Raw genomic sequence first — 22,031 nt, forward strand, 5'->3', positions numbered from 1 at the left:
TGGCCAAAAATTTCCCCGCCGACAGACGATATCCCCACCTTTGGCCTTTCAGCACAATTCTAGCTTTGGCTTCCCGAACAAATCCCAAAAGCAGCGCTGATTTTTCGTTTACCATCGATCAGCTTTTTTCAAAAACTGCTCATTTTTTGCTCAAGTTTCCCACGGACAGGACCGAGCCATAGAGAAACCCGTTAACCCAACTTGTGCTGTTCCCGCGGAATATGCGAGGTATGCTCCGCCTCCCCTTGTCGCAGAAAATGCGGCGCAGCCACGGTTTGACGCCGCGCGGGGATCGTCATGGCTGCCAGCTCTCCCGCGACCCGTTCCAGAACGTCCTGCCATTCCCCCGTCCGCGTCCCCCGCATCACCCGCACGCTGCCATACCATGGCGTGTTGTGGCCCGTGGGACCCCATCGCCATCCCTGAAACGCGGGAAGCAGGCACCAGGTCCGCACACCCAACGCTCCGGCTAGATGCACGGTGGCATTTCCCACCGCGATGACGGCATCGCAGGCGGCAATTCGCGCTAACGTCTCCTCCAGGTCATTTTTTAAATCACTTCCAGGCCAATCATGCACGGTGATCCCGGTTTGATTAAGGAGGTCGTGAATTTCCCCCTCAACCGCTCCATGCTGCAAATTCACCCAATGCGCCCGGGGCGTGGCCAGTAAACTTTCCCACTGGGCCAGCGGCAAACCACGAATTTGGCGGTCCAGCGGCTTCGCTCCCGCCAACCAAGAGAGACCAATTTTTGGCCCAGGCCCCAACTGCGACAGTCGGGCCTGCCATTCACCTAAACGCCGGGGGTCGGGGGACAACAGTTGGGTTTGAGCGGGAAAATCCTGGATCCGGTTGCGTAAAATTCCGGGCAGGCTACCAGCGGCAATTTGAAAATCCAACCGTAACTCGGCGGGGCTGCGCCAATTTGCCTCTGTCCCCCGTGGGCAGGGGATAATCCTGGCCCGCGGGAAGGCCCGCTTCCAACAGGCCAGCAGGCGCGGGTCGCACAATATGGACACTTCCGCCGCTTGGCGCAAAACATCGGGATAACATGTGGCAAACATCACCTCGTCCCCCAGGCCTTGCTCGGCATGGATCAAGATTCGCTTGCCAGCCAAGGATTCCCCCCGCCACTCGGGTATTCCAACGTCGCGGCACTGCGTGGCGGAATCCGGACACTGCCAACGCCATTCGTAGGCCCGCCAGCCCGCCTGGTAGTTTCCTTGATATAGCCGTGCAAAAGCCAAACTAGCCTGGGCCAACGGATAAGCCCGCGCGCCGCTACAATCCAACGCGCGTTCATAGCAAGCGATCGCGTCGTCCAATGCCCCTTGTTGGGCCAGCATCATCCCTAACGAATGATGCAGTTCGCGTTGATCGGGCCGAATCCGCAGCGCTCGGCGATAACATTCTTCCGCCTGCGATGCCTCTCCCGCCTGGGCGTAAATTGTTCCCAGCCGCACCACCGCTTCATAACAATCCGCGTCGTGGGACAATGCCGCTTGGTAAGCGCGCTTCGCCTCGGCGAAATTTGTCAGTTTTTCACATATCGTTCCCAAGCGAACGTATGCCGCGGAAGTTGGCTGCGCGATGCATATTTTCTCTAATTGTATTTTAGCCGTCGCCCAATCTTGATCCTGGCAGCAAATCTCCGCCAGGAGCGAGCGCGCCTGCAGATTTTCCGCTTTGGCACGCAGCAGTTGTTCCAAAATTCCCCTTGCGGGGTCGAATTGACACCGGGATATCAACTCCTGGGCCTGCTGCAATAACGTTTGCTGGTTGGCGGGGGTGTTTTGGGTGGCTGCTGTGTCCTGGGTGGCGGGAGAAAATGGAACTTTTACCCCCGACTGTGAGAGAGCGTTCCTGGCGTCAAGAGCGGGAATGGGGTTGATTGGGTTACTGGAGTTGGAACCATGGGGGGGGATGCTGGATTTATCGTTGGTCATCTCACGGGGGGAGATGTTGGTATTTTCGTTGTTTATCTCACGGGGTGGGGTGAGGACATTTTCGTTGGTCATCTCACGGAGTGAGATGAGGACATTGTGGTCCGACGCGGGGGGTGGGCTGAGAAGCTGTTTTTCCAATTTAGCTAATTCCACGGTTGCGCGTTCATAGCCCGGCAAGAGCTCCAAAGCGCGGCGGTAACAGGCGATCGCTTCGTCCGTGCGGCCCGCGCCGGCGTAGGCCACCGCCAGATCACAGCGGCGCTGGGGGACCATTTCCGCCGTGGCCAAGGCCCGCTGCAGACAGCGTATCGCCAGGTCATAGCGCTCCTGCTTGATTGCCACCAGGCCCAGACAATGCAGCGCGGAGGGAAATTTGGGGGCGATGGTCAAAATTTGCCGTAACAGCCGTTCGGCTTCGGTGTAATCGGTCCGTTCATATGCTTGTTTGGCCTGTTCCAAAATTTGCGGAAAACTCTCGATCGTGGCGGCGGCGGAAAATTGCGTATGATCCAGCCAGACATGTTGGGCCAGCGGCGGCAGGGAGGGTTCGTTGATTCGCTCGATAGGGGGGCAGGGGATTGTTTTCAATAGGTCCGCTTGTGCCACGGCGGGAGCGGCCAAGACTCCGGCCAGCATCCGCCGCATCGCCGCCAGCACGCCGGGCCACTGGTTGCGTTGGACCTGGCGAAAGAGCCGCACCGTTTTGTACCAGGGACTTTCGTCGCCGCGAATCATCCACCTCCAAGAGGGAATCATGGGGAGGAGCGTCCAAGCGGGTGTTCCCACCGCACCCGCCAGATGCACCGTGGCATTTCCAACCGAAATCACCAAATCCAGCGCGGCGATCTTGGCCGCAAAGCTATCCACATCGATAAGCGGATCTCCTTGTTCCCAATCATGCAGCGTCACGCCAAACAAGTCTTGGACTTCTTGGCGATCCTCGCTGGCGTCGCCGTATTGTAAATTGATGAATTTAATGCCGGGGGTTTGCAAGATTCCCCCCCACAGATCCAACGGGATGGAACGTTTTCGGCGTTCCAGGGGCTTTCCCCCGGCCCGCCAACTGATGCCAATTTTTAATCCCGGACCCAGTGACGCAAATTTTTGCCGCCACGCGTTTACCAATGCGGGATCAGGCGTTAAGAACCGCTGCCGCCGGGGAAACGCCGACAACGTGGGCCGAAAGTGCAAGGGAAGACTTCCCATGGGTAACTGATAATGAATTTCTTCTTTTACCTGGCAAGGAAGCCGATCTTTGCGCCGCAAATAACCATACACAATCGCCTGGGGAAAGCTGCGGCGAAAGAGCTTTTCCAACCGCGGCTCACAGACAATCACCACCCTGCCAGCTCGTTCTAACAGATCGGGCAAACAGCTACAAAATACAATTTCATCTCCCAATCCTTGCTCGGCATGGACCAGAATCGTTTTGCCCGTTAAATCCTCCCCTTGCCAGCGGGGTTGGGGATAATGATCAAATTCGACCTCTCCCACGGGGCCGCGCGCCTCGTACCCTTCCCAACCCGGTCCATAATTTCCCAGGTGCAGATTACAAATCCCCAGGTTCCACTTGGCCCGCACATAGTTGGGATCGATCGTGAGGGCGTGTTGATATTCGCGAATGGCTTCTTCCAGGGAACCTTGCTCCCGGTAAGAATTTCCCAGGTTGTAGCGGGCCAAGACGCAATTTGGCAGGACGGCGACCGCTTTTTGCGCCCAATGCGTGGCGTCCGCATAGCGCTCTTGCTGCTCCATGATGCCGCTCAGGTTGACATAACTGGCCTGAAAATCGGGCTTCAGCGCCAACACCCGCAAGAAGCACTCATAGGCCAATTTTTGCTCGTGCCGCTCTAAATAGCAGACACCCAATTCGAACGGCATGGCAAAATTTTGGGGATCGGCGATGCAGGCCTGGCGCAGGCTATGGATCGCGGCGGGCAGATCACCCCGCTTGCGTTGGCCCACCCCCAGAATCCGCAGTGCGATCGCGTGGCGGGGTTGAATGGCCAGGATACGTTCGGCCAGTTCCGCGGCCGTGGCAAAATCCTCGGCATTGAAGAGCGTGGCCGCCCGTTCCAGCAATCCCCGCGCGGCGGGAGAGTGTATTTCCGTCTGGGGAAATCGGAACGTGGCATCCGTCGATTGTTCGGCTTGCAGCCAGGGGAGCTCCTCGGTAATGGACGCCAGCGATGATGGCAAACCGTGATCGGACGGCGTTTGAGCGCCGTCTGGAACTGTCACCGAGCCAACCGAGGAAGAAATTTCCGACACAGGGGAACCGGTGCCAAAACTTGCGGGCGACACCTGAGACCGCGCACAGGCAACCTGTGCCCGCAACTGTTCCAGGTTTTGGGCCACGGATTGATGATTGGCATCCAGCCGCATAACTTGTTCAAAACAAGCAATTGCCTGCCCATAATCATGCTGCGCTTGCCAGACGCAGCCCAGGTTATTCCAGGCGGCGGCATAATCCGGGGCCAAGGCCACCGCCTGTTGAAACGCGGCAATCGCCCGCTCGGGCTGGCGTAGATCAATCGCCACCCCACCTAAAAAATTAAATACCTTGGGATTGCGGGGCGCAATTTCGCGGGCATGTTCCAGCGTCTCCCAGGCGGCGTTAAAGTCTCCCGCTCCCCGCTGGGCCAGCGCGCAGCCCAGCCACCCTTCCACCCGTTCCGGCCAACGGGTAATCGTGGTTTGAAACGTGGCCAAAGCCAGGGCGGTATTCCCGCAAGCCAGCGCTGTTTCGGCCAAATCCTGGTGGATGGCGTAATCATCATTTGATAATTCGCGGGCCCGTTGCAAACTGCGCAAGGCCAAATCCCAGCGTTCGGTCTGCTTGGCAATGTGCGCCAGCAGACTCCAGGCTGCGGATTGTCGCGGCGCGTGGACTAAAATTTCATCTGTCAGTCGCTCGGCGGCCAATAAATCCCGTTCCGCAAATAATTGCCGCGCCTGGGATAGCGCCGCAGCAAAATCAAAACTTCCCGTCGGAGTGCGAAATTGCCGGGTATGGTGATTCATAAGCTTTGTTTCCTGGATATCCAACTGACTTGACGAAAATGGCAACGATACATTATCGAGTGGTGGCTCTGGGCCAGGCTGACTCGTGGCGGCACTAAAAGTAGGCTGTGAATTCCAGTGGGGAAACACTAGCGACAACCGTGCAAACAAACCCAGCCAGGATTCCCCCGGCGATTGCCGCCAAGCCCTTACCGAGGGATACCAGGGAAGGCTATCCCCGCGTAATTGCCACCTCCAAGAGGGCACCGTGGGCAAGACCACCCAAGCCGGGATTCCTAACGCTCCGGCTAGATGGACCGTGGTGTTTCCGACGGCAACAACCAGGTCCAGCCCCGCCACGAGCGCCGCAAAATCCGTGAATCGAGTCAGAGGATCAGCGGCGGGGAAATCATGGATGACAATCCCCGTGTCGCGGGAAAAATCGTTTATTTCCCGCGAGGTTTCGCCGTACTGCAAATTGATCCACTGCGCGCCGGGAGTTTTTAATAAGGGGAGCCAATCCCGCAATTGAGTGGAGCGGCGAGCCCGTTCACGGGGATGTCCCCCCGCCCGCCAGGAAATTCCGACCTTGACCCCGGATCCTAGCTGGCCCAGCCGTTGTCGCCAGACGGCGGATAGTTCGGAAGGAAGGGCGAGATAAGCATTTTCCCGTGGCGGGATGATTTCCGCGGATTGCAATAATCCGGGCAAATCCCCGGCGGGAAGCCAATAATCCACGCGCGTGTCCAGCAAGGTTTCGACCGGACAAGGAGCGCGATCCTGGCGGCGCTCGTAGCCGATAACCCGGACGTTGGCAAAGGAGTCTGCGAACAGTTCTTGCAAACGGGGTTCGCAAACCAAGATCACCCGTCCCGCATGCCGCGCAAATTCCCGCAGATTACCGGCAAAGAAAATTTCATCACCCAGGCCTTGCTCGGCGACGACCACGATCGTCCGCCCCGCGGCTTGAGAAAGTCGTGCCAACCGTGGAAAAGCGTAATTATCCTGAACGACTTCGCCAGCCGCTTCCCGCCAGACATATTCCGGCCAGCCCCGGATAAAATCCCCCGTCAATAAGTAACATGTCGCCAAATTCCAGTGCGCCGCGGCAAAATCGGGCTGGATCTCTAGAGCCCGCTGGTAACGGTTAATTGCGGTGCCTACCTCGCCCAACTGGCGTTCAATATTTCCCAGATTATATTGGGCTATCGCGTGACCGGGATCCACGGAAACAGCGTCCTGCAAACGCAGGCGGGCCTGGACCAAATCACCACGCTTCTCGCACAGATTTCCCCAATTGACCAACGGCTCCGCCCAGTCCGGGGAGAGTTGATGCGCGCGGGCAAAGGCGTTCGTGGCGGCGGGCCAGCGCTCGGCGCGTTGCAAGGAACAACCATAGGCAAACCACAATTCCGCGCAGTCCGCCCCATGAGCCAGCGCCTGTTCCAGCACCGCCACACTGAATTGCGTCCGACCAGCGGCGCGCAGCTCGGTTCCCAACCGAATGGCCTCGGCCACTTCCGGGCGAATCGCGGATTTGCCGGCGCGTACGAAGAGCGGGGCCTGGTCCAGCGTATTTTTGGACAGGGCCGTCGTCAGTCTGCAAGGCGCTTCTTGCGCAATGTTCATGACACTCAGCGAGTTGCCAACAAAATCCAATGTTGCGTCAAGCTTGCCCGATCCGCGGTCAACTCCCCAGTCTTCCCGGCCCAGGCATTTGTGACGTGTTATTAAAGTTCGTCATTCGCGGGGGCGTTTCTGCGCAGAATTTGAGTTTGCCGCTGGAAATGATTAATTCGAATGCTTAATATGCGGATTATGCATAACATGCGCAAGCCAGAACGGTCGGATAAAATGTTCTTCTTGCTAGCAATTCCCCTTTATGCCTCCCGCATGGGCGGAGCGATGCCTTGATCCCCGGGGTCGCGGCTCTGGCCGCCCCCCAAAAAAAACGAAAAAACCCACGGCCAGCAGGCCGTGGGTTTGTCGCTATCCCGACAGTCGCAAAATGTCTGTTACCGTGGCCCGGCTTATCGCAGCAGGGACAGGATATTTTGCGGATTTTGGTTGGTGATCTGCAACACTGACGTGCCGGACTGGACCAGAATCTGGGCCCGAGTGAGGCGGGCGCTTTCCGCGGCAAAGTCGGCGTCGCGAATAGAGCTTTCGGCCTCTGTCAGGTTTTCCAGGGCGTCATTGAGCGTGGTGATGTTCGTTTCCAAAGTCGTCTTTTGGAACGCACCCAGCCGCCCGCGAAGTCCGGAGACGGCGGAGATCACTTCATCCACGACCTTGGCGGCACCCTTGGTGTCGCTGTCCAGGTCCTTGGCGCCACCGGAACGAAGTTCGTATAGCTTGCCGCTCACGCCACCCAGGGTGGAGGTGCTAACCCCCTGGATCCCCAAGCGGGCTTGCTGGTTGCTGACCACGTCGGGACCGATTTGGAAGTTGGCCCCGCCGCCGGTGATGGAAAAGCTGAAGGAATCGCCGTCGGCCAGGTTTTGGTTGACGGTAAAGCTCAAGTCCAGCGTGCTGGTGTTGAGCGTGGTCTTGAGGCCATTCCCGATCGCCTGCACGCCATTGATACGGGTAGAGACGTCGGTGCCAATGGTCCGGTCGGTGGCCGTGCCGCTCAGGTTGACGGTGTTAAACGAACCGGTGAGGGCCTTGGCCTGGACAAAGGCATCGCTGCCGAACTCCACGCTGGTCAACCGCAGCACCGAGCCGGAAACCGTTCCGGAAGTCACATTCGCGGAAACCCCGGTGGCATCCGAAACCAGGTTGATCGCGTCGCGGATCTGAGTCACGGTGCTTCCCGTGCCAAAATTGAACGTCTCAAAGCCCCCCTTGCCGCCGACTTGCAAAATCAGGTCGCTACTCAGCGTGCCGCCGGAGTAATACAACGTACTTTGGGTCGCCTGGCGGTCCACCCGCACGTCGACGGTAATGGAAGAGGCGGTCCCAAAGTTAGCCTGGTCGATCTTGAGGTCGCTTAGGTTGGCATTTCCCGTGGCACCGCCGGTGGTGGCGGCGCTGATGGTGCCGGCGGTCAACACACCCTGGCCATTCCCCAAAGCCGTGGCGCTGAACACGCCGTTGGCGTTGATAGCGGTGGCGACCTGGCTGCTGGTGGCCGCGGCGCTACGCGAGATCGTCAGCGTGTTGCTGGCGGTGTCATAGCTGGCGCGGGCGGCCGCGTCCGAGGTCGCGATTACGACATTGGTATTGGAATAGGTCGGACCGCCCGTGGAGGCGGACAGCAGAATCCGGTTGCTGTTCGTTCCCCCCGTCGTGGCCGAAGTCGTCGACCCCGCGGCGTAAACACCCAATCCCGCGGCGGCTTGGGCACTGGCCTGAAAGACCCCGCCCGCGTTAATCGCACTGACGACGGCGGCGGTGTTGCCGGCGGCGCTGACGCTGATACTGAGGGTGTTGGTCGCGGTGTCAAAGCTAGCCCGTGCGGCGGCGTCGGAGATCGAGATCGTCACGGTGGCGTTATAAGCGGCCCCGCCATTCACGGCGGAGAGGCTAATCTTGTTATTGAACGCCCCGCCGGCCAGCGTGGCGCTGTATTTGTCACCTTCCGCCGCACCGCCCGAGAAAATCGTTCCCGCGGTCACGACCGCGGCGGAAATTCCCGTAGAGCCGGTGAGGGCGTTCACCAGGGTCGCGACATTGGCCGCGGTGGTGCCGGCGGTCAGCGTCACGGTCAGGGTGTTGCTGGCGAACGTGGCGCTGGCGGTTCCGCCCGAATCAAAGACATATTCAACCTTGGCCCCGTTCAAGGTCGAACCGGCGCTAATCGCGGTAAAGGATAATCCGCCCAGGCCGGCTCCGCCGCTGAGGGTGACGGTGGCGTTGGCGTCGACCGCGGCTCCAAAAGAACCAGTCGCAGCCGCGTCAACGGCCGTGCCAATGGTGCCTGTGGCCTTCGGATCCGTCGTCCCGACGCTGCTGGTCAAAAAGTCCAGGCTGCCGTCCAGCAACCGCCGACCCTGGAAGGATGTTGTTTGCGCGATCCGGTCGATGGCTTCCAGGGAAGAATCGACTTGCAATTGATTGGCCGCGATTTGCTCTTCGCTAAGTGCCCCGCTATTTGCCGCTTCCGACACCAGCCCACGGATGTCGTTGAGCAGAGAGCTGACCTGGCTTAAGGCGCTGTCAGCGGTGGCAATAATTTGATTTGCCCGTTCGCTATTCGTAATGGCCCGTTGCGTGGCCACGATATCCGACCGCAGAATTTCACTGGCAATCAAACCGGCGGGGTCATCCTTACCCTTGTTGATTCGTAAGCCAGTGCTCAATCGAGTCAACGATGTCTGCAAATCGTTGTTCGATCTCGCCAATGCTTTTTGAGCGACAAGTGAGCTGACATTGGTGTTAATACGGGACATGCAAGACACCCCTCAAAGGTAAACAAGGAACAATGCCCAAACTGGAATTACGTGCGCGGGGAGTTTCGCCGCGATCCAAGTTTGACGGTGTGACGCGCCCATCCACCGGGCATCGCTGCGCACCTGTTAAACTGATATCAAATGCGCCTGACCACGGGAGGGGCTTCCACCCCGCGACGGCAGCGCAGTCGAGACTACGGTCTCTGGAAACTTCATCGGCCAAGCGAACTGGGGGCTTTAGGTAAATTGGTGGGTCTGGTCCGCTTTTTTCCCACATTACAGCTATTCATCGGCCAATTCTTACCCCGGGAAAAGCAAAAGGTCCGAACAACCGCGCTAATGCTTTTGTTCGGACCCTGCTCTGTGCCATATAGCCGATACCATCGGCTTGATTTGATTTATCCACTTAACCCGTTGCGTCCCGCCGGCTTACCCAATTGCTGCGCGTCCTTGGGATCCAGGCGGCTCGACCGCTGATTTTCCCGTTGAATCGCTTCGTACACTTCCTGGCGGTGGACCGGGATCTCGCTGGGGGCGTTGATCCCCAACCGCACCTTGTCACCACGAATATCGACAATCGTCACCACGATGTTATCACCGATGATGATGCTTTCGTCGCGCTGTCTCGACAACACAAGCATCGCGAACTCCTTTATCACTACGCTATCGGAACCACGCGGCGGGCCGGTTGTTCCTGGGTTGGCTGTCTGGAAAAAACTGGGGATGGCGATCGGGAATAGTGCCGCTGAATCACCGACAGCCACTTTCCCGGTGGCGGCTGTCGGCCCTTCTGCATCTCTTGCTTGACCTGGGGACTGGCCAAGATTCAGAGTATGCCCCGCTTACTAGCTAATCTTCAACCACGCTATGCGGAGATCCGCAGACGCGCCGGTTCCTGGTCCAATTCATACTGCACCGACAGATCATTATTGGCGATCACCTGCCGACCCACCCGACGCTCTTCATGAATCACCAATGGCGCCCGCAAATTCAGCGTCATCCCCCGCTCGTTTTTTCCCACGATTACCAGCACCTGGGCCTGCGACAGATCGTCCAGGGCCAGCGGCAATAGTTCTCCGCGGGAAACGCGCAATTGATAATCCGGGACAAAACGCCGGGGACTCACCACGGCAAATGCCAAATCGGCCTGGGTAAGGCTTTGCAGCCAACCAAGGGCCTCATTTGTGGCATCCGCCAGCAGCACCCAGTGGCGGCACTCTTCCATTCCAAGCAAGCCGTTGGGAAACAGCAGGACGTCGTCGGCCCGCATCTCCACGCGGCCAAATCGTGTGGTCATAACCAACATGGCAACCTCCGTGTAACCATTAAATCCGGTAGGCACAATCCCGTTGCAAAGCAGGCTCGCCTTCCTTGCAAGCACCCACCGGCGAAAGAAATCTAGCTCCCGTTGGGGGAACACCCCATTCATCGGAAAGAATGATAGCTTTGGTAAAAGAAAAAAATGCGGCAAACTAGAAAATTTGGATAATCCGCAATGAATGGGGGTTTATGGGGCCATGGAAAAACTTTACTGGCTGGAAGCCGTGTATTCAGTAGGGTCGGCCACACCCGCCAAGGCAAAGGCTTCCTTCCGTTCGGTACAGGTGCCGCACATGCCGCAATGCTGTGCTCCCCCCTCATAACAGGACCAGGTTTGACTAAAGTCCACCCCCAGGGCAGCTCCACGCCGGACAATCTGGGCCTTGGTAAGCTGGAGGTAGGGGGTGTGGAGAAGCAAGGGATGCCAGTCGGCCAACCGCAGGGCGGATTGCATGGCGTCCACAAATTCTGGTCGGCAATCGGGATAAATGGTGTGATCACCGGTGTGCGCGCCGTAGGAGACGCGGTCGGCCCGCAAACTGATCGCCCAACCCGCCGCCACAGCCAACATGATCATGTTGCGATTGGGAACGACGGTCAGCTTCATCGATTCGGCGGCATAGTGTCCATGCGGCACGGCAATTTCGGGGGAGGTTTGGCTTGATCCAGCCAAAAACGGCACCAAGGGAGATAAATCCGCGATTTGCCATTCGACCCCAGTCGTTTTGGAAATTTTTTCCGCGTGGATTAATTCCCGCCGATGCCGTTGGCCATAGTCGATGGAAAGCGCGACAACCTGGTCCCCCTGGTCCAATAAATCATGCAGCAAGACCGTGGAATCCAAACCTCCCGAGTAAATTAGCACCGTTTTCATAGGGCAAAAACTCTAATGGCAAAGGGGGTATGACAGAAATTTTAGCACAATTCTCACATTCCCCGAACAGTTTGCCAATGCCGAGTGTCTCTGGTTTTATAGCGGAAAACGCGTTCAATTTTTGATTCTAGGACGTGGGGGAGGCATTGAAATTCCCCGCCAGATTCACTAGCTGTCAGAATTGATCCTGGGTAGAATAAGATTAGAACCGGAAGCGGACGCTTTGTCTAACGGCGCCTCGCGAGCGGGAATTCCCTGCCCACCGCCGTGTCCACGCGTCAGCGTCACGGTCGCGTATTCCCTCCACCGTATTTTTTTTGGGAGGCAGGGCATGGTTGCGGCAGGTCAGATAAATTCCCTTAGCGCCAGTGTGTTGGTGCTCAATCGCTTTTATATGGCGGTGCACATTATCAATGTGCGGCGGGCATTGGCGCTATTGTGCCGCGAATTGGCCGAAGTCATCCATCTTGAGGATGAGGGAACATACGGCAACTACAATTTTGAAAGCTGGCGCGAAATTAGCGCGCTCCGCGCGGAATTCAAGGAACCGCACGATGACTGGATCCAGGGAATCAGCTTTGAACTGCAGGTTCCCCGCGTGATCCGGCTGTTGGGCTACGACCGGGTCCCCAAAAGCACCGTTCGCTTTAACCGCCGCAATCTGTTTGCGCGGGATGGAAACCTGTGCCAGTACTGCGGGCACAGCTTTCCCACCAGCGAATTGAGCCTGGACCACGTCATGCCCCGCAGCCGCGGTGGGGACACCTGCTGGGAAAACATCGTTTGCGCATGCGTTTCCTGCAATGTTCGTAAAGGGGGTCGCACCCCGCAAGAGGCAGGCATGCGGCTGATCCGTCACCCGGTCAAGCCCAAGCGCAGCCCGCTGCTGGCCATGAAACTGGGAAATCCCAAGTATGAAAGCTGGAAAACCTTTTTGGACAATGCCTATTGGGAAGTCGACCTGAAATAAGCCCAGACATTGCGGTGTAGGATTAGCTGTATTAACCAGGATTTCCTGTATTGTCTAGGATTGCCTGCGGTCTTTGCCGTCAATCACCTTTCCCCCCCGAAATGCCAAACGGCGTTTTGAGGGGGTTTGTTTTTATCAATGAACGCCCGCAAAAAAATCAACAATCGTCGCTAGCGCAAGCCCCTCTTGCCGCAAAATGCGGCCTTTTTGGGGCTTGCCACCCTCTTGGGCCAAGGACCCCGTGACGATTCCTGGCAAATTCGTTAAACTAGGGCCTGAATTTCGGTCCTATGATTATACATGATTGCCCGCGTTTTAGCCCGCAGCGTTAGCCAGGTTAGCCCGCAGCGTTAGCCAGGGACCCCAGCCTGCAATTTAACCACCCCCAGACAACACATCTCTTTTTTTACCCTAGGAGTTTTCCTCGTGCCCACTGTCGCTCAGCGTTTACCGTACAAAGTCAAGGACATCTCTCTGGCCGAGTGGGGCCGTCGCGAAATCACCCTGGCCGAAAACGAAATGCCGGGCCTGATGGCCCTACGTAAAAAATACGGCGCGACCAAACCGCTCAAGGGTGCCCGGATCGCCGGTTGCCTGCACATGACGATTCAAACGGCCGTGCTGATCGAAACGCTCACCGCCCTCGGGGCGGATGTCACCTGGTCGAGCTGCAATATCTTTAGCACGCAGGATCATGCCGCCGCCGCCATCGCCGCCGCCGGCGTCCCCGTGTACGCCTGGAAGGGTATGAATGAGCAAGAATTCGACTGGTGTATTGAACAATCGCTGTATTTCAAGGGTGGCCAGCCGCTGAACATGATCCTGGACGATGGCGGCGACCTGACCAATATGGTTCACGACAAATATCCCGAACTGCTGGGCGAGATTCGCGGCCTGAGCGAAGAAACCACCACCGGCGTCCATCGCCTGGCACAACGAGTGCAAAACGGCACGCTGAAGGTACCCGCGTTTAACGTGAATGACTCCGTCACCAAAAGCAAGTTTGACAACCTGTACGGTTGCCGCGAATCACTGGCCGATGGCATCAAGCAAGCGCTCAATTACATGGTCGCGGGCAAAACCATCGTCGTCGCCGGTTATGGCGACGTCGGCAAGGGGTGCGCCCACTCGATGCGGGGCTTGGGTGCCCGGGTGCTCATTACCGAAATCGACCCCATCAACGCCCTCCAAGCCGCGATGGAAGGGTACGAAGTCGTCACGATGGAGGACGCCGCCCCGGAGGCCCACGTCTTTGTCACGACCACCGGCTGCTGCGATATTATCCGCAGCGAACACATCCTGGCGATGCGGAACGACGCCGTTATTTGCAACATTGGCCACTTTGACATCGAAATTGATGTGAATTGGTTGGTCAACAAGTCCGGCGCCAAAAAGACCGAAATCAAGCCGCAAGTCGACAAATACACGTTCCCCAACGGTAAATCGGTGATCCTGCTGGCCGAGGGACGATTGGTCAACCTGGGCTGTGCCAACGGACACCCTTCCTTTGTCATGTCCAACAGCTTTTGCAATCAGGTGCTGGCCCAAATCGAACTGTGGAACAACGCCGATAAGTACGAGCTAAAGGTGTACACCTTGCCAAAGGCCCTGGACGAGGAAGTGGCCCGCCTGCATCTGGACCACCTGGGGGCCAAGCTGACCACGCTGACGGCCAAACAGGCGGATTACCTGGGTATCCCCGCAACCGGCCCATTCAAGCCGGAACATTACCGGTACTAGGGGTTGAGCCGATCCCAAGCCAACTGTGCTGTATGTAGTGGCGACGTTCCGTCGCCATTTTGGGCGTGTTGGCATATCGTCCAGCCTATGTTTGGCATTTGAAATTGCTGGTAATAGGAATCTTGTGCGGGGGCAAAATTTGTTTTGCCCCCGTCAGCGACCTATATTTCCTCGCTATGTTTGCAATTTGGCAAAACCAAAAGCGTATCACTTTTAACCAACCGTTAGCTTCATAAAGTGTTGTACAAGTTTTTCTGACCACTCTAAACTCATAAGCGCCACCCCGCACGAGCCTATTGTTAGCAAAATTTCTGGCTGGGGTTTGGGCGCATCGCAACTTTATCCTTCGCCGCTGCGCGGCTTTGGAAATTGTTAGATTATCACAACCGTGGGCTTGCGCCACACGGCTACAATCCTGCGCCGCTGCGCGGCTGTTCCCAACTCCCGTCTCCCATCTCCCGTCTCCCCCGCATTTGACAGACCCGCTCACACAATCTTAAAATCTCGCCAGGGGATCAAAGGGGAAATTACGCTTTTTGGGGGAGCATCCGCGCATGTCAGAATCGTCCGGCCAGTTGGATACCATCCTGCGCGAGTCGCGCGTTTTTCCCCCTCCTGCGGAGTTTGCCCGCCAGGCGCGTATCGGCTCATGGCCCGAATACGAAAAACTTTACAACCTCGCCGCCGCCGATACCGAGGCCTTTTGGGCAGAGCAAGCCCGCGAACTGCACTGGTTTACCCCCTTTACCCAAACGCTCGTTTGGAAAGAGCCTTTCGCCCAGTGGTTTGTCGGCGGCAAAACCAACGCTAGCTATAACTGCCTGGACGCGCATTTGGGGACACCCCGCCAAAACCAAGCCGCGATCATCTGGGAAGGGGAACCGGGGGAAGAACGGACGCTGACGTATCAACAACTGCATCACTTGGTGTGCAAATTTGCCAACGTGCTGCTAGACCGGGGTGTCACGGCGGGGGATCGGGTCTCGATTTATATGCCCTTGGTGCCGGAACTAGCCGTGGCCATGCTGGCCTGCGCGCGGATCGGCGCGGTGCATTCGGTCATCTTTGGCGGGTTTTCCAGCGAGGCGATCGCCGACCGCAACAACGACGCCCAGGCCAAGTTGATCATCACCGCCGACCACGGCTGGCGGCGCGGGCAGCAACTGCCGCTCAAGGCCAACGTGGACGCCGCGCTGGCCAAATCCCCCTCTGTCCAGACCTGCATCGTGCTCCGGCGGTCGGGGGTGCATGTCCATATGGAACCGGGGCGGGATTTTTGGTGGCATGACCTGCTTGAGGACGCCCCCGCGCATTGCCCCGCTGTTCCGCTGGATAGCGAACATCCGCTGTTTATCCTGTATACCAGCGGTTCCACCGGCAAGCCCAAGGGAATCCAGCACACCACCGCGGGATACAACCTGTATGCCAAAAAGACATTTGAATGGGTGTTTGACCATCGCGACGGCGATACCTTTTGGTGCACGGCCGACGCGGGCTGGATCACCGGCCATAGTTACCTGGTCTATGGGCCGCTTTCCGCCGGAGCGACGTGCGTCATGTATGAAGGGGCGCCCAACTGGCCCGATGAGGGGCGGTTTTGGAAAATTATCGAAAAATATCGCGTTACCACGTTTTACACCGCCCCCACCGCGATCCGCTCGTTTATCAAATGGGGGGACGCCTGGGTGGACAAATACGACCTCAGCTCGTTGCGGCTGCTGGGGAGCGTGGGGGAGGGGATCAATCCCGAAGCCTGGATGTGGTACCACAAAAAGATCGGCGGCGAGCGCTGCCCCATTGTGGACACGTGGTGGCAGACCGAGACCGGCGGCATCATGCTGAGTCCCCTGCCAGGGGCCATAGCCACCAAGCCCGGCAGTTGCACCAAGCCCCTGCCCGGCATATTGCCCGAGATTGTCGACGCGGCGGGGAATCCCGTTCCCCTGGGGCAGGGAGGGTGGTTGGTCATCAAAAAACCGTGGCCCGGCATGCTGCGCGGCATTTGGGGAGACAACGCCCGCTATCAAGAGCAGTATTGGAGCAAAGTGCCGCATAAATATTTGGCCGGGGATAACTGCCGTCAGGACGCGGATGGCTATTACTGGATCATGGGACGCATAGACGATGTGCTAAACGTGGCGGGGCACCGGCTGAGCACGATCGAGATTGAAAGCGCGCTGGTCAGCCACGCAAACGTGGCGGAAGCGGCGGCGGTGGGCCGCCCGCATGAAATCAAGGGGGACGCGGTGGCGGTCTTCGTCGTGCTAAAAAGCGGCAATCCAGATGAATCCTTGCGGGCGGAATTAAAAAAGCACGTGCGCAAGGAGATCGGCGCGCTGGCCGTGCCGGACGATATTCGCTTTACCAACGCCCTGCCAAAGACCCGTTCGGGAAAGATCATGCGGCGGCTGCTGCGGGATATTGCCGCAGGCCGGGAATCGGTGGGGGACACCAGCACGCTAGAGGATTATGGCGTGTTGGCCAAGCTGCGCGGGGACGAGGAATGATGTCAATTACTAATAGCAAATTTGTGTATCTAAATAAAAATTAACCTTTACCAATTGTTAGTAATCCTAGCGAGCGCCAAAAACGAGGGCTAACACCCAGCGGCTGATTAGCATCCCACAAATCTGTGGCTTATACAGAATGCCGTCGCTTGATTTTGAGCGATTAATGTCAGGCGAATAATCCCGGCCAACGCTGCCCGGCCGCCCGAATAAAATCTCGCCATGGCCGCGCGGGGACTTTAGTCCGTGGGGAGCACGGCGGTAGCATACTCATCCGCTTGGTCGGAATCCGTGTCTTCAGCGGTATAATCCACTACATGGCCATGCCGCGCGTGGGTCTCCCCCGTCAGCGAAGCGGCGGCAAGATGAGCGCCATCCGTATGGCCGTTATTCTCGACCGGATGATTTGTCCGCCCATTGCCATGATTGGCGGACGCGCGGCTTTTCGTGGTGTCTTCCAGGCTCCAATCGCGCCGCTGGCGCGAACTGGGAATGTTCATGGCCTTGCGATATTTCGTGATCGTGCGCCGCGCCACGGTAATACCATGCGTGGCGAGGGCTTCCACCAGTTCATCATCGGATAAGGGACTGGCTTTGTTTTCGTTGTCGATCACTTCCTGCAGTTTTAGCCGCACCGTGTCCCAGGCGACTTCCTCCCCGTCGGCGCTGACCGTCCCCCCCACAAAAAACCGCTTGAGCGGAAAAATCCCCCGCGGGGTTTGGATCCACTTGTCATCGACCGCGCGGCTGACCGTGGTGACATGCACCCCCACCTTGTCGGCGATTTGCTGCATTTTCAGGGGTTCCAGCGACTCCGGCCCCCGGGTCAAAAAGGCAACCTGATGGTCAATGATCGCCTGGGCGACCTTGGTGAGGGTGCTGCGGCGCTGTTCAATCGCTTCGATCAGCCATTGCGCGGAGTTAATTTTACGCTTAATATATTCGCGGGTTTTTTCGTCCGCCTGGCCGCTCATGAGCAACTGGCGATAATAGGGACTGATGTATAAATTAGGCAGGCTGGTGTCTTCCAGGCGAATTTTATACGTGCCGTCCTCTTGCTGATCGATAAACAAATCCGGTGTGACATTGGGGGCGTGCACGCTTTGGTAAATGGCCCCCGGCTTGGGCTTGAGCCGACGCAATTCCCCCAATGCTTCCTGAATTTGTTCCAGCGTGTAGCCCGTTTTGCGCTGGATGGCGGGCATGCGGTTATTTTCCAGATCCTCCAGGTGGTTTGTCACCAGAGTCTTCATTTCCTCATAGCAATGCATCTCGGGCTGCATTTGCAGCAGCAGGCATTCCCGCAGATCGCGCGCCCCGACACCGGCGGGGTCCAGCTTTTGGACGATGGCCAGGGCTTCCTTGGCCACGGCCAACTGGGTTAGGGGATTTACCGTGTTATCTCCGCCGAGCGCGATGCTCCCGGGCGGGTCGAGCAGATCCTCGAGTCGGCCTTGCAAATAGCCGTTGGGATCGAGGTTATATATAATCCGGTCGCACATCGCCCGCACGTCGTCGCGCATGTCAAAAAAGCTTAGCTGATCGTGCAAATGGTCATGCAGCGTCTCGGGACGGCTGACCATATTGGCCATCGTGTCGTGCTGCCGGTCGGATTCTTGGTCAATTCTGGCTGAAGAGGGACGAGTCCGTTCCTCAAATGTATCGGGCCATTCCTCATCCAGGTTTACCAAGCGTTCAAAGTCGTCGGCATTGTCGTGGCGTTCGTCCACGATCAATTCCCGCTCTTCGATGGTGCGGGTGGACTCCGGCTCAATATTGGCTTCGGCCCCTTCGGGAGCGTCTTCGCGCTCCTCGACAATTTCCAGGGCTTCGTTTTCCTGGATTTCCTGTTCGATTCGTTCTTGCAATGCCAAGAGCGGCAATTGCAATATTTCCATCGACTGAATCATGCGCGGAGCCAGAATCTGTTTCTGGACCTGCCGCATTTCTTGTCCGAAGGAGAGCCGCATTATGATTTCAGCCTGTGTTAAACTTCAAAAATTGTTCTCTTGCGGGACTTCGCCGCTCATTCACCTAACATCCCGACCAATCCGACCGATCCTGGTCCACTTTTCCCCGGTAATCACCCGGCCGCCGAATATGAATTTTTATATTCCGGCGTTCGGATATTCCCGTGGAATTAGTACTCTCGCCCCACAACCCTAAGTCTACCTTGCAATTTCCGTTCCCGCGATAAATTTGCGCGGGGGATTTTAGCTAAAATTTTTGCCGTCCGGTCAGCGCGTCGGCCAAAATCTCTTTATTAGCAAACTCTAACACGCTGCCCGAAGTAATCCCCCGCGCCAGTCGGGTGATCTGTACGGGAAATTCCGCTAGCATGTTCGAAATCAACAGGGCTGTCCCGTCCCCTTCCAGGGTCGGATTGGTCCCCATGATAATTTCCGCAAAGCTACCCTGTCGGACCCGTTCGATCAAAGGCTCTATCGTTAATTGATCGGCGTGGACCCCTTCTAGCGGAGCCACCCGTCCTAACAGCACATGGTACAGCCCCTTGTAGGTTCCGGAATTTTCCAAGGCGATCAGGTCGCGCGGTTGCTCAACCACGCACAATAAAGTTTGATCACGTTTTGGGTCGCTGCAAATTGTGCATCTTTCCCCTTCTGCCAAATTATAACAAACAGAACAGTAGCGGACGTTCTCGCGCACATTCCGAATCGCCTCCGACAAAGCCAAGGCGTCAGCTTTGTTTACCCGCAAGATATGGTAACAAATCCTCTCTGCGGATTTTCGTCCGATCCCGGGCAGTTTGGCCAGTTCTTCGATCAAGCGGGTGACGGACTCGGTAAGTTGCGCCATGAATCAGAAAATCCGTTAAAAATAATTCTGCATCCAATCCGGTAGTGACTTCAATCCATCCAGTTTCGCCGTCGCGGGGTAAATCATTCCATCCACAGGATTACGGGGATTGCTCTCCGGCAATTTTGTTAATGATATCTTTGAGTCCCGGCATATCGCCCATGCCGGACATTTCCGACAGCGCCTCGGCATGAAGTTCCTTGGCCTTTGTTAAAGCGGCATTTATGGCGGCTGGGAGTAAATCCTCAATCAACTCCTGGTCTTGATCGGCAATCAGCCCGGGATCCAGCGTTACCCGCAAAATCTGGCCCAGGCCGTTGGCCTCGACCGTGACAAAATCCCCCCCCGCCTTGCCGATGGCTTTTTTTTGCTTGAGAGATTCAGTGACATCCTGCATTTTAGCGCGAATGCCCTGAAAATTGGCCAGCAAGCTGGCCATGTTAGAGATTCCTTTAAACATGGCGTTTACTCATGTGATAAATGACATTAACGATTTGGCAAACAGCATGCCAAAGCTATCGAAAATTTGAAAAAATCGAAATTAGGCGTTGTCAAGGACCATGGGGCCTTCGACGTGCATGATCCGCCCTTGAAACAGTTCCACGGCCTTTTTCACAAAATCTTGCTCTAAAATCGCTGCTTGATCCACCTTAGCCACGGTCGTGGCCTTGACAGGGGGTGGGCCTGCAGGGCTGGATCCTGCTGTATCTAACTTTAATACCAGTGAGACCTTACAGCCTAAATACTCTTGCAAAAAAGATTCCAATTGGGCTGTATTACGATTTCGCTCGCATTGTTCGAAATTATACTTCTTACCAAAGGTTAAAACTAGCTGGTTTGGCGCAAGAGTTGCACAATATTTCGCCTGCCGTGCATGATCGACAATCAGCGATTCCTTTTCCTCGAGGACTTTTTGCCACGCGGACTCAATTTGAGCCACGGTCACCGCTTCTTCTACAGCCTCTGTTACCCCCCTTGTCACGGGCAGAACTCTCAACGTGTCCGCTGTGGAGGGAGTCGAGTTAGCGGGGGCTAAAGCAGCGGGAATAGGGACCGATTCCACGGATACGGAGAGGGGTCCCGGGGGGGGATTCCCTGACAAATCTGCTGTAAATACGGCATTATCAGCCGTTAGCTCTTTTTTTTTTGATGGCTCCGGTGTGGCTGGTGATTCCGCCGGGACTGGCGTTTGAGGGGTGGGCAGCTTAAGCGTTAACTGCGGCAACTGACCACTTTGCAGGGCGGCCACGACCTGGCTCACGGCTTGCAGATTTGCCAAACGACTCATGCGGACCAGCGACAGTTCCGCCAAAATCCGCGGTTGGGGCAGATTCTTAAACCGGGCCAGCGTTTGATCGATGATTTGCATCATGGCCAGGATGGTTTCCAGACCAATCCTGTGACCCAAGTCGCGCAATTCCGCCGCTTGTCCGCTGGTATGCTGCAGCAACACGTCCGCCTCGGCCCCGACGGACATCACCATCACGTCGCGGAGGCAGCCGAACAATTGTTCCATGATTTGACCAACTTCACCCCCGTCCCGAACCGCTGCGTCAAATTCGGCCAAAGCCCCTGCGGCATCCTGATCGGCAAGTTGCCTCAAGATGCGCGTTAAGCGAGAATTATCCGTGGTCCCCAGCATTTCATGGACATCATTGACCGAAAGTTCGGTTTTATTAAGGGCGAGCAATTGCTCCAACAGGGATTGGCTGTCGCGCATGGACCCGGCGGCCCGCCGCGCTAACAGTGTCAACGCCTCTGGCTCGACCGTGACCGGTTGACCATCGACTTTTTCGTGGGAAACAATCTCCGCCAGTCGGGCCAAGATTTTGTCCTCTTGGACATGGGCAAAATCAAATCGCTGGCAACGAGAGCGAATCGTAATGGGGAGCTTTTCGGCCTCTGTCGTGCAAAAGATAAACTTGACATGCGGAGGGGGCTCTTCTAGCGTCTTGAGAAGTGCGTTAAATGCCTCGCGCGTCAGCATGTGCGCTTCATCCAGGATATAAATCTTATAGCGGCTGCGCGTGGGGCGAATGGAGACTTTTTCCCGCAAATCCCGCACGTCATCAATACCGCGGTTACTGGCGGCGTCCATTTCGATCACATCGATATCCTGACCGCCGTCCGAAATCCCGCGGCAACTGTCGCATTCCTCCGCCGAGCCCGCGACACAGGGGGTAATGGTCGGCTGATCGGAGCGATGGCAGTTGAGGCACTTGGCCAAAATTCGGGCCGTGGTGGTTTTTCCCACGCCGCGGGCGCCCGTAAACAAATAGGCATGCCCGATCCGTTTGGCCAAAATCGCCCCCTTCAGCCCTTTCCAGACGTGCTCCTGGCCAACCAGTTGCTCAAAGTTTTGGGGGCGGTACTTGAGTGCGACCACTTCATACGGCTGATCATCGCGGCTTTCCGCAGGGGGCGCATGTTCGCCCAGATTTCCCAGCAAATCCATCAGCC

Annotated in this window: 12 protein-coding genes; 3 read left to right on the plus strand and 9 right to left on the minus strand. The window is 57.0% G+C overall.

Annotated elements, in window-relative coordinates:
- Nucleotides 1–191: 191 nt before the first annotated feature.
- From SFX18_12570 to queC, 5 genes are all read right to left on the minus strand, one after another.
- Nucleotides 192–6,578: a tetratricopeptide repeat protein gene (locus tag SFX18_12570; protein ID MDX1963981.1), complete on the minus strand. Its 6,387-nt coding sequence runs from the start codon at nucleotides 6,576–6,578 to the stop codon at nucleotides 192–194.
- A 401-nt stretch (nucleotides 6,579–6,979) separates the two neighbouring features.
- Nucleotides 6,980–9,343 (minus strand): flagellin, encoded by a 2,364-nt coding sequence (locus tag SFX18_12575; GenBank protein MDX1963982.1) that lies wholly within the window; start codon nucleotides 9,341–9,343, stop codon nucleotides 6,980–6,982.
- Nucleotides 9,344–9,741: 398 nt separating this feature from the next.
- Nucleotides 9,742–9,984 carry a carbon storage regulator CsrA gene (gene csrA, locus SFX18_12580; protein MDX1963983.1) on the minus strand — a complete coding sequence of 81 codons (243 nt, stop codon included), beginning with the start codon at nucleotides 9,982–9,984 and terminating at the stop codon, nucleotides 9,742–9,744.
- A 224-nt stretch (nucleotides 9,985–10,208) separates the two neighbouring features.
- Complete coding sequence (gene fliW, locus SFX18_12585; GenBank protein MDX1963984.1) at nucleotides 10,209–10,649, minus strand: flagellar assembly protein FliW; 441 nt, start codon at nucleotides 10,647–10,649, stop codon at nucleotides 10,209–10,211.
- 222 nt (nucleotides 10,650–10,871) lie between these two features.
- Nucleotides 10,872–11,537, minus strand: coding sequence for a 7-cyano-7-deazaguanine synthase QueC (queC, locus tag SFX18_12590; protein MDX1963985.1), 666 nt, complete (start codon nucleotides 11,535–11,537; stop codon nucleotides 10,872–10,874).
- 331 nt (nucleotides 11,538–11,868) lie between these two features.
- Between queC and SFX18_12595 the strand changes: the two genes are divergently transcribed.
- The 3 genes from SFX18_12595 to acs all read left to right on the plus strand — a co-directional run bounded on the left by SFX18_12595 (nucleotide 11,869) and on the right by acs (nucleotide 16,754).
- The gene (locus SFX18_12595; protein MDX1963986.1) at nucleotides 11,869–12,507 is read left to right on the plus strand and encodes an HNH endonuclease; all 639 of its coding nucleotides are present in this window, start codon (nucleotides 11,869–11,871) and stop codon (nucleotides 12,505–12,507) included.
- A gap of 426 nt (nucleotides 12,508–12,933) precedes the next feature.
- On the plus strand, nucleotides 12,934–14,247 hold the full coding sequence (gene ahcY / locus SFX18_12600) for an adenosylhomocysteinase (protein ID MDX1963987.1): 1,314 nt from the start codon (nucleotides 12,934–12,936) through the stop codon (nucleotides 14,245–14,247).
- 554 nt (nucleotides 14,248–14,801) lie between these two features.
- Entirely contained in the window at nucleotides 14,802–16,754 is a 1,953-nt protein-coding gene (gene acs / locus SFX18_12605) for an acetate--CoA ligase (protein ID MDX1963988.1), read from the plus strand.
- Nucleotides 16,755–16,993: 239 nt separating this feature from the next.
- Here acs and rpoN read toward each other — a convergent pair whose 3' ends face one another.
- The 4 genes from rpoN to dnaX all read right to left on the minus strand — a co-directional run bounded on the left by rpoN (nucleotide 16,994) and on the right by dnaX (nucleotide 22,026).
- Nucleotides 16,994–18,724 carry an RNA polymerase factor sigma-54 gene (gene rpoN, locus SFX18_12610; protein MDX1963989.1) on the minus strand — a complete coding sequence of 577 codons (1,731 nt, stop codon included), beginning with the start codon at nucleotides 18,722–18,724 and terminating at the stop codon, nucleotides 16,994–16,996.
- 247 nt (nucleotides 18,725–18,971) lie between these two features.
- The gene (gene recR, locus SFX18_12615) at nucleotides 18,972–19,571 is read right to left on the minus strand and encodes a recombination mediator RecR (protein MDX1963990.1); all 600 of its coding nucleotides are present in this window, start codon (nucleotides 19,569–19,571) and stop codon (nucleotides 18,972–18,974) included.
- A gap of 100 nt (nucleotides 19,572–19,671) precedes the next feature.
- Nucleotides 19,672–20,010, minus strand: a complete 339-nt coding sequence (locus tag SFX18_12620; protein ID MDX1963991.1) for a YbaB/EbfC family nucleoid-associated protein — start codon at nucleotides 20,008–20,010, stop codon at nucleotides 19,672–19,674.
- A gap of 102 nt (nucleotides 20,011–20,112) precedes the next feature.
- Entirely contained in the window at nucleotides 20,113–22,026 is a 1,914-nt protein-coding gene (gene dnaX / locus SFX18_12625) for a DNA polymerase III subunit gamma/tau (protein MDX1963992.1), read from the minus strand.
- Between the last annotated feature and the right edge of the window lie 5 nt (nucleotides 22,027–22,031).

The organism is Pirellulales bacterium (genome assembly GCA_033762255.1).
Taxonomy (GTDB): domain Bacteria; phylum Planctomycetota; class Planctomycetia; order Pirellulales; family JALHPA01; genus JANRLT01.